10 protein-coding genes and 1 tRNA gene are annotated in these 14,272 nt (G+C 71.3%); 9 read left to right on the top strand and 2 right to left on the bottom strand.

Annotation, left to right across the window (positions count from 1 at the left end; genetic code table 11):
* Window positions 1-30: 30 nt before the first annotated feature.
* The 7 genes from JQN72_RS06760 to JQN72_RS06730 all read left to right on the top strand — a co-directional run bounded on the left by JQN72_RS06760 (window position 31) and on the right by JQN72_RS06730 (window position 10,364).
* Window positions 31-861, top strand: coding sequence for a 1-acyl-sn-glycerol-3-phosphate acyltransferase (locus tag JQN72_RS06760; RefSeq protein ID WP_204134406.1), 831 nt, complete (start codon window positions 31-33; stop codon window positions 859-861).
* Between the two features lie 348 nt (window positions 862-1,209).
* On the top strand, window positions 1,210-5,646 hold the full coding sequence (locus tag JQN72_RS06755) for a glycoside hydrolase domain-containing protein (RefSeq protein ID WP_204134405.1): 4,437 nt from the start codon (window positions 1,210-1,212) through the stop codon (window positions 5,644-5,646).
* Between the two features lie 311 nt (window positions 5,647-5,957).
* A complete protein-coding gene (locus JQN72_RS06750; protein ID WP_204134404.1) occupies window positions 5,958-7,808 on the top strand; it encodes a phosphoenolpyruvate carboxykinase (GTP) in 1,851 nt (616 codons plus the stop codon).
* Between the two features lie 86 nt (window positions 7,809-7,894).
* On the top strand, window positions 7,895-8,926 hold the full coding sequence (locus tag JQN72_RS06745) for a chorismate-binding protein (protein WP_307812478.1): 1,032 nt from the start codon (window positions 7,895-7,897) through the stop codon (window positions 8,924-8,926).
* A gap of 3 nt (window positions 8,927-8,929) precedes the next feature.
* A complete protein-coding gene (locus JQN72_RS06740) occupies window positions 8,930-9,772 on the top strand; it encodes an aminotransferase class IV (protein ID WP_204134403.1) in 843 nt (280 codons plus the stop codon).
* Entirely contained in the window at window positions 9,769-10,224 is a 456-nt protein-coding gene (locus tag JQN72_RS06735) for a TIGR02611 family protein (protein ID WP_307812476.1), read from the top strand. The genes JQN72_RS06740 and JQN72_RS06735 overlap by 4 nt, the downstream gene beginning before the upstream one ends.
* A gap of 66 nt (window positions 10,225-10,290) precedes the next feature.
* Window positions 10,291-10,364: transfer RNA gene (locus JQN72_RS06730), tRNA-Val, on the top strand.
* A gap of 200 nt (window positions 10,365-10,564) precedes the next feature.
* Here the strand turns inward: JQN72_RS06730 and JQN72_RS06725 are convergent.
* Together JQN72_RS06725 and JQN72_RS06720 are read right to left on the bottom strand one after the other, a co-directional pair.
* Window positions 10,565-11,809 (bottom strand): type II toxin-antitoxin system HipA family toxin, encoded by a 1,245-nt coding sequence (locus JQN72_RS06725; RefSeq protein ID WP_204134402.1) that lies wholly within the window; start codon window positions 11,807-11,809, stop codon window positions 10,565-10,567.
* Entirely contained in the window at window positions 11,796-12,137 is a 342-nt protein-coding gene (locus JQN72_RS06720; protein ID WP_204134401.1) for a helix-turn-helix transcriptional regulator, read from the bottom strand. The genes JQN72_RS06725 and JQN72_RS06720 overlap by 14 nt, the downstream gene beginning before the upstream one ends.
* 373 nt (window positions 12,138-12,510) lie before the next feature.
* Here JQN72_RS06720 and JQN72_RS06715 point away from each other — a divergent pair, with 373 nt between their 5' ends.
* On the top strand, window positions 12,511-12,858 hold the full coding sequence (locus tag JQN72_RS06715; protein WP_204134400.1) for a hypothetical protein: 348 nt from the start codon (window positions 12,511-12,513) through the stop codon (window positions 12,856-12,858).
* A gap of 50 nt (window positions 12,859-12,908) precedes the next feature.
* On the top strand, window positions 12,909-14,252 hold the full coding sequence (locus tag JQN72_RS06710) for an FAD-binding oxidoreductase (RefSeq protein ID WP_307812475.1): 1,344 nt from the start codon (window positions 12,909-12,911) through the stop codon (window positions 14,250-14,252).
* Window positions 14,253-14,272 lie beyond the last annotated feature (20 nt).

Below are 14,272 nucleotides of genomic sequence, written 5' to 3'. Positions count from 1 at the left end.
GTGGCCAGGGTGGACATCCACCGAGGTGGCATGCGCCGAACGACGGCCGTGAACGATGTCGTGTACCGCGTGGTCGTGCGCGTGGCCCGGCTCGCCTTCAGGCTGCTCGGGCTGCGTCTCGACGTCCGCGGCGCCGAGCACGTGCCGGCGAGCGGCCCGGCCGTCCTCGCGGCCAACCACCAGAGCTTCGTCGACTTTCTCGTCGTCGGGGTCCCCGCCGTGGACCGGGGCCGCCTCGTCCGGTTCATGGCCAAGCAGGCGGTCTTCCGGTGGCCGGTCGCGTCCCCCCTCATGAGGGCGATGCGCCACATCCCGGTCGACCGGCGCTCCGGAGCGGCCGCCGCCCGGACGGCCGCTCGCGCCCTCGCCCGTGGCGAGGTCGTCGGCGTCTATCCCGAGGCGACCGTGGGGCATGCCTTCGCCCTCAAGGACCGCGCCGACCTCAAGGACGGAGCCGCCTTCCTCGCCCTGCGGACCGGGGCGCCGCTCGTGCCGGTGGCGCACTGGGGCCTGCACCGTGTGTCCACCGTCGGCCCCCGCTGGTCCCTGCGACGCGGTCGATGGGTGGGTGTCGTCGTCGGCGAGCCGCTGTCGCCACGACCGGGGGAGACGCCGGCCGAGCTGACGGGCAGGCTGCACGAGGCGCTGAGGAGCCTCGTCGAGGAGCTGCTCGACCGATACCCGGACCCACCCAGCCCGCCGACGGCTGCGTGGTGGTGGCCCGCCCACCGCGGTGGTGGTGCCCCGCAGGCCGACGCGGCCCGCGAGCTGGACCGGCTCGCCGTCGAGGTCGCGGACGCCCCACGGGGGTCCTCCGGCCTCTCCGGGCGGAGCGCCGCCGGGCCTCCGCGGTCCTCGTAACCCCCGGAGGCGTCTGCCGGGCTCCGGGGCGGACGGGTCGCTGTCCACCTGGCTGTCCGAACAGGACAGACGCGTCCGACGTGGTGGACCTGCGCCGATGCCCCCTTGGTACGGTCTGCGCGCTGGGGCGGTGTGGCCCCGGGACCTTCGACGTGGAGTGCCTCTGTGACATCCGGCGACGCCCCTGCTGAGAACCGACCCCCACGCCGTTGGGCGCAACGCCTCGCCGCTCTGGTGTCCGCGACGCTGTGCACCGTCGGAGCCGCCCCCGCGGCGGCCGCACCCGTGGCCGCCGCACCGGCGACGTGGCCGTGGCCCGGACCATCCACGACCGACTACACCGCCTTGGTGGACCCGTTCGTGGGCACGCAGGAGGACGACGGCAACGACATGCCGGGCGCCCAGGCCCCCAACGGGCTGGCCAAGGTCAACCCCCGGACCTACCCGGAGCGCAACCACACGGGGTACGAGTACACCGAGGACCACATCCTCGGGTTCACCCACACCAACCTCGACGGCGTGGGCGGCTCCGGTGGTGGCGGCGACATCCTCGTCGTGCCGACGTCGGGCAGCTACACCTCACGACCCGCGACGAGCACCTACGCCCACTCGTTCTCGCACGACGACGAGGACGCCGAGCCCGGGTACTACCGGGTCGGGCTGGGCAACATCGCGGGCGAGGACGGCGGTATCGGTGACGCCGCGGGGACCATCGACGCGCAGGTCGCCGCGACCGTCCGCTCCGGCGCGCACCACTACTCCTTCCCCCAGGGTTCGACGCCATCGCTGGTCGTCGACCTCAGCACGAACAACACCCGCCGCGTGGCGTCGGACCTGCGCGTGACCATGCTGGAGGACGGCCGCGCCGCGCTGAGCGGCACGATCGTCGGCCACTTCTACAACGCGTCGTACACGCTCCACTACCACGCCGAGACCGGTCAGCCGGTCACCGGTGTGCGGACGTGGGACGACGCAGGCGGCCTCACCGACGCCACCCGCCGGGAGGGGCGGGACACCGGTGCCGTCCTGACCTTCGACCCGGCCGACGCCGGCGACATCGAGCTGCGCGTCACGCTGTCCCCGATCAGTGCCGCGCAGGCGAGGACCGACCAGCGGGTCGAGCTGGGCGAGAGGTCGTTCGACGACATCCGCACCGAGAGCCACGACGTGTGGAACGACAGGCTCGGCAAGGTCGCGGTCACCGGCTCGGTGGCCACGGACCCGACCGGTGAGCTGAAGAAGCTGTTCTACACGCACCTGTACCGGATGTTCGCGCTCCCGGCGAACACGACGAGCACCTCCGGCACCTATCGCGGTGTCGACGGCCGGGTGCACTCCGCGCAGGGCTTCACGTACTACGACGGCTGGTCCACCTGGGACGACTTCCGCAAGTACTCGGTCTTCTCCTACATCGACCCCGAGATGTACCGCGACATGGTGCAGTCGATGGTCTACCTGTTCGCCGACGCCGAGGCCGCCGGCGGCAGGAACCTCGGCAGCCTCATGCACGCCGCCCCCACGATCCGGTGGGAGCGCTCGGCGCTGGTCCTCGCGGACGCGCTGAACAAGGGCTACACCGGGCTGGACCGGCTGGACGAGGCCTACCCTGGTATCGAGCGGCTCGTCGGCGGCTACAGCGAGGACGACCTGGCCCGCGGCTACATCCCGGACCGTCCCGGTGACGCCGTGCAGCTGGGCTACGACCAGTGGGCGCTGGCCGAGGTCGCCGACGCGCTCGGCAAGGACGACGAGGCAGCTGAGCTGCGCCGGCAGGCCGCGCTCCCGATCCAGAACCTCGTCAAGCCCGGTGCCTGGACGGCGGAGGACGGCACCGAGGTGGGTGTGCTCACCCCGCGGAACGGCGACGGCGACTGGGTCGACGCCGACTACGAGAGGTTCGAGGCAGCCCGCCTCTACCAGGGCACGCTGTGGCAGTACCACTGGTACGACGCGTACGACATGGACGCCCTCGTCGACGCCACGGGCGGCCGGGACGCCACCCTGCTCGCCCTCCGGCACATGTTCGGCGAGGACGCCCCGGACGACGGCTCCGGCATGCTGCACTCCAACTCCAACGAGATCGACCTGCAGGCGCCGTACCTCTTCAACTACGTCGGGGAGCCGAGCCTGACCCAGAAGTGGGTCCGCGCGATCTACACGAAGGAGACCTGGAACCGCTACCTGGGCACGGGCAGCACGAGCGAGGCCCCCAGTGGCGGTGGGGAGTTCACTCCGCCGGTGAAGACGCAGGTCTACAAGCTCAGCCCCCAGGGCCTGCTCCCGACGATGGACAACGACGCCGGCACGATGTCGACGATGTTCGTCGCCGCCGCGCTCGGCCTGTTCCCGGTGACGTCCGGGTCCTCGCAGCTGCAGATCGGCTCGCCGTTCTTCGACTCGGCGGTCATCTCCTACGACAGCGGCCGCCGCTTCACGATCCGGGCCCGCGGGGTCTCGACCGACGACTTCTACATCAGGTCGGCGACGCTGGACGGCAAGCGGTTCGGCAACACCTGGGTCGACTACGCCGACATCGTGGGGGGCGGCGACCTCACCTTCCGGATGAGCGACCGGCCCAGCCGGTGGGGCTCCACCACCGACCCCGCCTACTCGATGAGCACGGCGTCCGACGAGGCCCCCGAGCCGCCGGTCGTCACCGCCGACCCGATGGTCGTCGAGGCCGCGGCCGACGGCGGCGTCGACGCCTCGGTCACGCTGCGGCTGCACCGTGGCGCCCGGTTCGCCGGCCCCCGGGGCCGGGACCTGACGCGCTGGGGCGCCGCGACCGTCAAGGGCCTGCCGAGCAGCGTCCGCGCGAAGGTCACCGTCACCGGCGGGACGACCGCACGGGTCACCCTCCGCGGGTCCGCCACGGCCGACGCCCGCTTCTACGTGGCGTTCACGGACCGCGCGTTCACCGGTCGCGTCCGGGCCTCGGAGGTGCACGGGCAGGGCGTGTCCAACCGGTCGCCGCTCCGGCTCTCCGTCGCGGCGGCGGAGCGTGTCGAGCTCCAGGCGTTGGTCGACCGGGCCGCCGAGGTCCGGCGGGCCAGCTACTCGCTGCGGTCCTTCACGGCCCTGCAGGACGCGCTCGACACCGCGCGTGAGCTGCTGGCCGACGACGACGCCTCCAGTGTCGACCTGCGCTTCGGGGCCGACGCGCTGCAGGCGGCGATCGACGGTCTCGCCATCGACGAGGGCGGCTTCCGCGTGCTGCAGGGCGAGGACTCCGACGCCTGGTCCGGTGGTGAGCTCAAGAACGAGGCCAACAGCTCGGCCGGCAACCTGGGTGGGGTCCGGGACGGCTCGTGGGTCCAGTACCAGGGTCTGTACTTCGAGGACGACGAGCAGCCGGGCTACGTGTCGGTCCGCTACGCGACGAACTTCTCGGCGTCGGAGCAGCCCAGCACCCTGGAGGTGCACGCTGGTGACGCGGACGGCGCGCTCCTGGCGGCCGTCGACCTCACCGGCACCGGCGCCTGGGGCACCTACGCCGAGACGACGGCGCGGCTGAGCGACCCGCAGGCCCTCGTCGACGCCGAGCGGGTCACGTTCGTGTTCCACGCCCCGTCCGGACGCTCGTGGGTGGGGAACTTCGACTGGTTCCGGCTCAGCGCGGACGACCCGGGTGCGGTCGACCCGGGCCTGGGCGGCGTCGTCGTGGAGGCCGAGGACTGGACCGAGAACTCCGGCGGCGGCCTGAAGAACGAGAGCAGCACGTGGAGCGGGGAGTCGCTGACCAACATCGGTGGCACGCACGACGGCGACTGGCTCGCCTACGGGCCCGTCGACTTCGGTGACCGCGACCTCGGCGAGGTGGCCGTCCACTACGTCAACAACTCCTCGCGGTGCGGTGAGAACTCGGCGGTCGACGTCTACCTCGACGAGTTCGACCCGGCCGACCCCGGTGAGCCGTTCGCGACGGTCGGGCTCGCCCGGACCGGGTCGGGATGGGGCGACGACGGCATCGCCACCGCGATGCTGCCGGGGACCGTCAGCGGCACCCACGAGGTGTACCTGCGGCTGCGCACGGACGCCTACGACGGCCACCCCTACGTGGCGAACATCGACAACCTGACTTTCACCACCGGCTCACCCAGCGCGGTCGCCGTCGAGGCGGAGGACTGGGCGGAGACCTCCGGGGGCAGCCTCAAGAAGGAGAGCTCGACCTGGGACGACGGCGCCGTGACGAACGTCGGCGGCACGCACGACGGCGACTGGCTCACCTACGCCGAGGTCGACCTCGGCCCGGCCGCCCACGACGAGCTGTCCGTCCACTACGTCCACAACTCGGGCCGGTGCGGGCGTGACTCGGCGATCGACCTGTACGTCGACGGGTTCGACCCGGACGACCCCGGGGAACCGTACGCGACCGTCGCCCTGCCCACGACGGGCTCGAGCTGGTCCAGCGCCGGCACAGCGACCATCACGCTTCCGGAGCCGCTGCGGGGCACGCACGAGCTGGCGCTGGTGCTGCGTACCGACGCCTACGACTCGGGGCACCCGTACGTGGCGAACATCGACAGCCTGACGTTCGTCGACTCCGACGCCTCTGCCGAGCAGGACGTCCCGGTGGACTTCGCGGTCCTCCAGGACGCCGTCGACACCTACGCCCCGCTCGCCGACGACGGCGACCGGTACCACGAGATCGACTTCGGGGTGTTCCTCGAGCAGCTCGAGGCGTCCCGCGACGTGCTCGCGGCGGGCACCGCCACGCAGGACGAGGTGGAAGCCCAGGCGCGGCGCCTCCGGCTCGCCGCCGAGCAGCTGGAACCGGTCGACTGAGGCGGGTCCGGGGAAGGCGCGTCGTGAGGCCGGCGACTCGCCCCTTCCTCTCTGCTCGGAACTTCTCCACTGACAACGTTGTCGCGCATGCGAAGTCGTCTCCCGGGACCCCTACCCGCCAGTACATGTGACCCACGTCTCGCCTGCCGGCCCGAGTGTGACCAAGCCCTCCCATCCCGGGCCCGCTGGACGGTGGCCAGCGCCACCGGGGTGCGATGCAATGGGCATCTCGGAGAGCGGCCACCCCGCCGTCGTGGTGCCGGTCCGGGGCTGCAGCACGCGATCGAACCGAGCGGAATGGGTGAGCAGAAGTGGCCGACCTGGAGAAGTCGTTGGACGATGCGGGGCTGACCAACCCCGCGGTGCGCGAGTACGTCCTGCACTGGGCGGACTTCCTCGGAGCCGAGCGCATCGAGGTGGTGAGCGCCTCCGACGACGCCCGCCTGATCCAGGAGTCGCTCGGGGCCGGCGAGATCCAGCCTGCCGGCGAGGGCCTCTACTACTCCCGCAGCTACGCGAAGGACACCGCGCGCTCCGAGGAGCGCACCATCGTGGCCACGAGCCGCCCGGAGGACGAGGGCGTCTACAACAACTGGCGGCACACCGACGAGATCCGCCCCGTGGTGGAGGGGCACATGAAAGGGGCGATGGCGGGCAAGACGATGTACGTCATCCCGTACCTCATGGCCCCGCCCGGCTCGCCGCTCGAGCGCTACGCAGCCGGGGTGGAGATCACCGACAACCGCACGGTGTGCCTGCACATGATCCGGATGGCCCGGGTGGGCATCGACCTCATCAACGACCTCGACGAGCCGGAGATGTTCGTGCGGGCCGTGCACGTCACCGGCGACCTGCCCAACCTCGGGCAGGGTACGGACGAGGACGAGCGGTACTTCGTCACCGTCGCAGACGAGCGCACGATCCTGCACTTCGGCAGCAGCTACGGCGGCAACGCGCTGCTCGGCAAGATCGCGCACGGGCTGCGCCAGGCCGCCTACGACGGCTGGGCGTCGGGGGAGTTCCTCGGCGAGCAGTTCATGCTCCTCGGGATCACGGACAAGCAGACCGGCGAGAAGTACCACATCTGCGGTGGCTTCCCGAGCGCCTCCGGGAAGACCAACCTCGCGATGACGCTCGCGCCCGACGCCCTCGGCGACCGCTACCACGTCTCGTTCTACGGCGACGACATCGCCTGGCTGTGGATCGGCGAGGACGGCGAGCTCTACGGGCTCAACCCCGAGAACGGCGTCTTCGGGGTCGCCAAGGACACCAACGGGAGGACCAACCCGACCGCGTTGGACTCCATCGCCCCCGGGACGCAGTCGCTCTTCACGAACGTCGCCTACAACGAGGACACCCACGAGGTCTGGTGGGAGGGCAAGACCGCCGCCCCGCCGGAAGACGTCACCGGATGGCGGGACTGGAAGGGCGAGCTCGTCGCCGACCGCAACCCCGACGAGTCCGGTGACCCCTGGGCCCACCCGAACAGCCGGTTCACGACGACGCTCGCGAACGTGCCCAACGTCGCGGACGACTTCGAGGACCCCAAGGGCGTCCGGATCGACGCGATCATCTTCGGCGGGCGCACGCGTGACCGCGAGCCGCTCGTGCGCGCCATCGACGACCTCGCCGAGGGCGTCTACGACGGCCTGACCCTCGGCGCCGAGGCCACCGCCGCGGCCGAGGGCGTCGAGGGCAAGCTCCGCTACGACCCGATGTCGATGCGCCCCTTCATGGCCTACCCCGAGGGCCCGTACGCCGCGCACTGGCTGAAGATCGTGGGCGCGGCCAGGACGCAGCCGCTGTTCGCCCACGTCAACTGGTTCCAGCGCCACCCCGAGGACGGGCACTTCCGGTGGCCCGGCTACCGGGAGAACCTCCGCGCCCTGCTCTGGCTCATGCAGCTGAAGAAGGGCGAGGTGACCGGCCGCCGCACGGCCGTCGGCACCATCCCGCTCAAGGACGAGCTCGACCTCGAGGGGCTGGAGATCGACGAGGCGGACCTCGACACCATCCTCACCATCGACGTCGAGCGGTGGCGCGAGGAGATGCAGCACCGCGAGGAGCACCTCGGACACTTCGCCGACCTGCCCGAGGAGATCTGGGCGGCGCACCGCCGGGTGGCGGCGGCCCTCGACCAGGAGGCCAGCGTCACCGCCTGACGCGGCCCCACGTGCCACGGGGCGTGGCCGACACCGTCGTCGGCCGCGCCCCGTCGCGCGTGCCGGCGGGGCTTAGGCTGCTCGGCGTGGCACAGGCCTGGTTCCGGTCGGTCGCGGCCCGCGGGGCCGAGGAGGTCGTCCACGACGCCGCGGCACTGACCCACGGCTTCTGGGTGGTCGTCCTGACCTTTGAGGGGGTGCTCACCGCGGTGCGGATGCGTGCGGTCGAGCGTGGATGCCCGGCGCCCCCCGGTGACGCCGCGTCGTGGCCGCGCCTGGGCGGGAGCTGGCGGACGAGCCTCGACGAGGCCGGCTACATGGCCGCGGTCGAGGAGGTCCGGCGTCGGATCGCCGCGGGCACCGTGTACCAGGTGAACCTCTGCCGGGTGCTCGAGCACGACCTCCCGGAGGACGCGCGGCTCGCGGACCTCGGCGCGCTCCTGGCGGCCGGTAACCCCGCGCCCTTCGCCGGCACGGTCGACGTGCCGGAGGCCGGGCTCGAGGTGGCCTGCGCGTCGCCCGAGGCGTTCCTGCTCCGCGACGGCGAGCACTTGTCGTCCTGGCCGATCAAGGGGACCGCGTCCGACGTCGGGGGGCTGCTGGCGAAGGACTACGCCGAGAACGTCATGATCGTCGACCTCGTGCGCCACGATCTCGGGCACGTGAGCCGTCCGGGCACCGTCGCGGTCGACGCCCTCTGCCGGCTCGAGGAGCATCCGGGGCTGGTGCACCTCGTCTCGGAGGTCTGCGGCCGCCTGCGCGCCGGGGTCGCGTGGACGGACGTGCTCGGGGCGACCTTCCCGCCGGGGTCGGTCAGCGGCGCCCCGAAGCACACCGCTCTCCAGGCGGTCGCCGACCTCGAGCCGGTGCCGCGCGGGCCGTACTGCGGGGCCGTGGGGTGGGTCGACGCCGACCGGGGGACCGCCCGTCTCGCGGTCGGCATCAGGACCTTCTGGGCGGCCCGGCGCGACGACGGGCTCCGGGTCCTGAGGTTCGGCACCGGGGCCGGGATCACCTGGGGCAGCTCGGCCGTTGGGGAGTGGGACGAGACGGCGCTCAAGGCGGCGCGTCTCGTCGGACTTGCCACGGGAAGCGTGCAGACGTCTGGGAGGCTGTGAGGCATGACGGACATCCGGGTGTGGGTGGACGGCGCCCTCGTCCCGCCGGACGGCCCCGCCGTGAGTGCTGTCGACCACGGCGTGACGGTCGGCGACGGTGCCTTCGAGACCCTCAAGGTGGAGGACGGCACGCCGTTCGCGCTGGGCCGGCACCTGGCGCGGATGGATCGCACGATGGCGGGGCTGGGGCTGCCGCGGGCCGACCACGACCGCATCCTCGAGGGCGTGCGGGCGGTGCTGTCCGGTGCCTCCGTCCCGTTCGGGAGGCTGCGCTGGACCGTCACCGGCGGGCGAGGCCCGCTGGGCTCGGACCGGCTCGGCTCGGAGCTCACGTACATCGTCACCGCAGTGCCCCACGCCCGGCCGGCCGCCGTGGGAGCCGTCGTCACGGTGCCCTGGGTGCGCAACGAACGCGCGGCCACCGCGGGGCTCAAGACCACCTCCTACGCCGACAACGTCGTCGCCCTCGCGTACGCGCACGAGCGGGGCGCCGTCGAGGCGGTCCTGGGCAACACCCGCGACGAGCTGTGCGAGGGCACCGGCAGCAACGTGTTCGTCGTCTCGGGCGGGGTCGTACGTACCCCGCCGCTCGACAGCGGCTGCCTGGCCGGCGTCACCCGCGAGCTGGTCCTCGAGTGGTGTCGCGCCGACGGCATCGAGGTCCGCGAGGAGCCGCTGCCGACGAGCGCCCTGGGCGACGCGGACGAGGTCTTCCTCACCTCGTCGATCAAGGACGTCATGCCCGTCTCCGCGGTCGACGGCCGGACGCGGCCCACACCGGGACCGGTCACGACCAAGGTCCAGGAGGTCTGGGCCCGGCACGCCGCGCGAGGTGTCGACCCGTGACCGACGAGCGGATGACCACGGCGGAGGGTGACGCGACCTTGGACGAGACATCGCAGGACTGGGCCTGGCGCCGACGGGTGAGGTCGAACGCGGCGACGCACCGCGTCTACCGGTACGGCGTGGGCGTGCTGGGCCTGGTCCTCGTCGCGGGCGGGCTCGTGCTCGTCCCGCTCCCGGGTCCGGGATGGTTCATCGTCATCCTCGGCATCGCCGTGTGGGCCACGGAGTTCGAGCGGGCGCAGCGGCTGCTCGAGTTCGTCAAGCGCCACGTGCGGGCGTGGGAGCACTGGGTCATGGCGCAGCCACGTGTCGTGCAGGTCCTCATCGGGCTCGCGACCTTCGCGTTCGTCGCGGGCGTCGTGTGGCTGTCGCTGCGCCTCATGGGTCTGCCGGAGTTCCTCCCGCAGGGACTCACGCAGTGGCTGACCCAGTACGCGGGGCTCTCCCGCTGAGGGACCGCGGGCCGATTTCCGCCGCTCCGCCGCCGCCGGGTATCCTCGGCACGCCGCACGGCACCCGGATGTGTAGCTCAGCTGGTTAGAGCGTTCGCTTCACACGCGAGAGGTCAGGGGTTCGAGTCCCTTCACATCCACCCCGCGCACGAGGCTCGACCCTGGCCAACAGAATTGTTGGCTGGGGTCCGAGCCTCGTCGGCGTTCTGAGCCCAGTTGAGGGCGTTGGCGTTGACCTCGGGGTCGAGCAGCATCTCGAAGGCCGGTTGTCCTCGACGCGGAGCTGGTCGTCCTCCTCGATGGAGACCTTGGTGAAGAAGGCCTGGTTGCACAGGCGCCGTCAGAGCTGTGTGTCTTCATAGTCGAAGAAGGCCGCCCTCGGAAGGATCTGCCTCTCGCGAAGGTTCTGCTTGTCTGCGGCGCTCAAGCGCGCGACCTCCGCAGCGTCATTCCAGTTGTCACGGATGGCTGACACGAGATCGTCGATGATGTCCCGAGCTTGTGCCGCGCTGAGCCCGTAGGTCTCCGACTCACGAACCAGAGCCGCGAAGGTGGACACCTTCGCGCCGTGGTCGCCTCGCCCAAAAGCCATGGCCTGCTCGAATGTATCCCCGGACCTTGGCCCGGGCGCGAGGTCGTAAGTCGGGGTCAGCTCCAGGTGCCTCCCGTCCCAGAATGCGGCGTGGTTCCGGGCGTGGTCATCGTTGTTGCTGATGGCGATGTTCATCGCGATGCGCCGGAAGAGCTCAGGCCCGGGCTGAGACGCATCCTTCGCGTACAGACGAAGCACATCGAGGATCTGCGGGTAGGACACGTACCGCGCGTACATCTCGTCGGTCTGCGCCATGGTCAGACCGGATACCACGTGGCGCCTTCCTCCTGTGGCATCTCGGTCGAACCGCCGGACGAGAAGGACCTCTTTGCCAAGAGACGGGACGACCTTGCTCTCGGGGACGTTGATCCCTGCCCGGCGTGCAAGCTCAAGCATCGCGCCCTCGGCATTCACCACTGAGAACACGCGGTCGCCGGATGACGCGAACTTCGCGAGCCACTGACTCCCGTCGTTACTGGTGAGGGTCGCCTTCGGCCGGGCGCCTCCCAGGCTCGTGCCATGGATCAGCGCAGCGTCAAGGCCCGCCGGTAGTTCTCCGCCCTCATCGAGGATGATCGCGGCCCGGTGCAGCTCATCGAGGGTCGCCGAGTCATCCCGCGGAACGTAGTTCTCACGACTGGCTTGGAAGTCCAGCGCTCCGAAGCGATTCGAGCTTGAGCTCAGCATGTAGTCGATTTCGCTGAGGGAGTTAGGTGCGGCCCCTCGTCGGCGTTCGATGACACCCCGCCCCCACCTGTCGGGACTCCCGTCCCTCAGGACACCCGCGATGGTCAGTCCGTCTGCCGGCTCGTGGATGCCGGGGCGCAGCGGAAGCTCAGGCGCGAACAGACTGATGGCATCCGGCCGCGATCGGTACCTCAGCGCGTAGATGAAGGTGAAGAGCGGCCCAGCCCGGTCCACCCTTCCGGCCAGGACGGGCTCGGTCTGGCTCGGTAGCCACGTCCAGACGTAGAGCTCCTCAGAAGTCGTCATCGATGGTTCCTGCCTTGGTCCGGCGTACGCGGCTTGGGAGCAGAGCGAGCATCTCCTCGCCGCGCTGACGACGGATCGCGATCTCGGAACGGTCTTCGATCCCGAAGATGGGGATGCCAACGAGGTCGGCCAGATCCATCATGGTGCCGACGGCGGTGCCACGGTGGCCGGCCTCTGCTGAGAGCACGGTCTGCTCCGAGACGTTCGCGCGGGCGGCGAGGTCTTTGGCAGTCCAGGCTCGGTCGAGCCGACCCCGCCTGATGAGCTGACCCCACACGCTCAGGGCGTCCTGCACGTGAGGGCGCAGCGGAACCGTGCGCTTCGCCATCACAAACCTCCTTAAAACATATCCAGACATCTATAAGACATGTTTTATCATGGAACGACAGCCGCTCGGACGGATCGCCCCCTCGGTCACAAGCGCACGGCGCGCTGTCTGCCGGCTGACCCCGAAGCGCAACCGCACCTCCATGAGCGTCAAGCCGTCGGAGTACACCTCGCCTGCTTCGGGGAGGTGCCGTTCATCCAGACCTCGCGCGCGGATCGGGACTGACCGGGGGCAAAGGTCGACCGCCGCCCTGCGACGGTGCACGCCGAACCGCTCGGCCCGGCTCAACCAGTGTCGCGCCCTTCTCATGTCGTCCCGCGTCCGTCGCGCAGGACGGTGCCGCGTCGACGGTCCCTGGGTGTATGTGTAGTGCATGGCCGTGATGAGGGTCCGCACGATCCACACCTTCCCCCAGCGGGGGGAGGACGGCGTCTTGCACGACACGGCCCGGGTCGACGCCCACGGCGTCGAGGGGGACCGGCCCAAGAAGGCCGCGGTGTCGCTCGTCGGCCACGACTCACCCCACACTCGTGCCAACCTCGTCCTCGACGCCCCCACGTCCGTGGTCGAGGCGCTGGCCGGGCAGGTCCTGCGGGTGGGGGAGGTGCTCCTGGCGGTCGAGCCCACCGGCAACCACTGCGCCGGCCTGTACGCCTCGGTGGGGGCGGCCGGCACCGTGCGGTCCGGTGACGTCGTCGAGGTCGTCGGGGACACCGAGTGAGCGCGGGCACGACCCCGGCGACCGCCGGGGGGAGACTCCATGACCGCGGCGTGCAGCGGCTCGTCGCCAGCTACCGCGGCATCCCGGAGGGCGCGCCGGTGCGGCTCGGGAAGCGCACGAGCAACCTCTTCCGCGCCCGGACCGCCGTCGATACCCCCCGTCTCGACCCGAGCGGGCTGACCGGCGTCGTCGGGGTCGACCCCGCCGGTCGGACGGCCGACGTCCAGGGCATGTGCACCTACGAGGACCTCGTCGACGCCACCCTCCCGTACGGACTCACCCCGCTCGTCGTGCCGCAGCTGCGCACGATCACCCTCGGCGGGGCGGTCACGGGGCTCGGCATCGAGTCCGCCTCGTGGCGTAGCGGGCTGCCGCACGAGTCGGTCCTCGAGATGGACGTCCTGACCGGCGCGGGCGAGGTCGTCACCACCGACGGCCACGGCCGGCACACCGAGCTCTTCCGTGCGTTCCCGAACAGCTACGGGACGCTCGGGTACGCCACCCGGCTGCGGATCGCGCTCGAGCCCGTCGGCCGGACGGTGTCCCTGCGGCACGTCCGGTTCCACGACCTCGACGCCCTCGTCGACACCCTCGGTGACGTCGTCGCCGCGGGGGAGTACGACGGCGAGGCGGCCGACTACCTCGACGGCGTCGTGTTCAGCGCCGACGAGTCCTACCTGGTGCTGGGCCGGCGCACCGACGACCCCGGCCCGACGAGCGACTACACGGGCTCCGGGATCTTCTACCGGAGCATCCGGCACGACGGCCCACGGCCGACCCGGGACACCCTCACGACCCACGACTACCTGTGGCGCTGGGACACCGACTGGTTCTGGTGCAGCCGCGCGTTCGGCGCCCAGCACCCCGCGGTCCGGAGACTCTGGCCGAGGCGGTACCTGCGCTCGAGCGTCTACTGGAGGCTCGTCGCCCTCGACCGCCGCTTCGGTGTCGCCGACCGCCTCGAGACCCGGCAGGGCAGGCCGCCACGGGAGCGCGTCGTCCAGGACGTCGAGGTCCCGCTGCGGCGTACGGCCGAGTTCCTGCGATGGTTCCTCGCGGAGGTCCCGATCGAGCCCGTCTGGCTGTGTCCGCTGCGGCTTCGCGACGACCTGCCGTGGACGCTCTACCCGCTGCGACCGGGCGAGACCTACGTCAACGTCGGCTTCTGGTCGACCGTGCCCGCCGTTCCGGGGGAGCCGGGCAGCACGAACCGGCGCATCGAGGACGCCGTGAGCGCCCACGGGGGCCACAAGTCGCTCTACTCCGAGGCGTTCTACGACGAGGACACCTTCTGGTCGCACTACGGCGGCTCCGCCTACCGTGCGGTCAAGGCCCGCTACGACCCGGCCCACAGGCTGCCCGACCTGTACGCCAAGGCCGTGCGGGGCGCCTGAGCCCGCAGGAAGGACACGAC

This window comes from Phycicoccus sp. CSK15P-2, assembly GCF_016888005.1.
Taxonomy (GTDB): Bacteria; Actinomycetota; Actinomycetes; order Actinomycetales; family Dermatophilaceae; genus Phycicoccus.
This window is presented reverse-complemented; position numbering and strand designations above follow the sequence as displayed.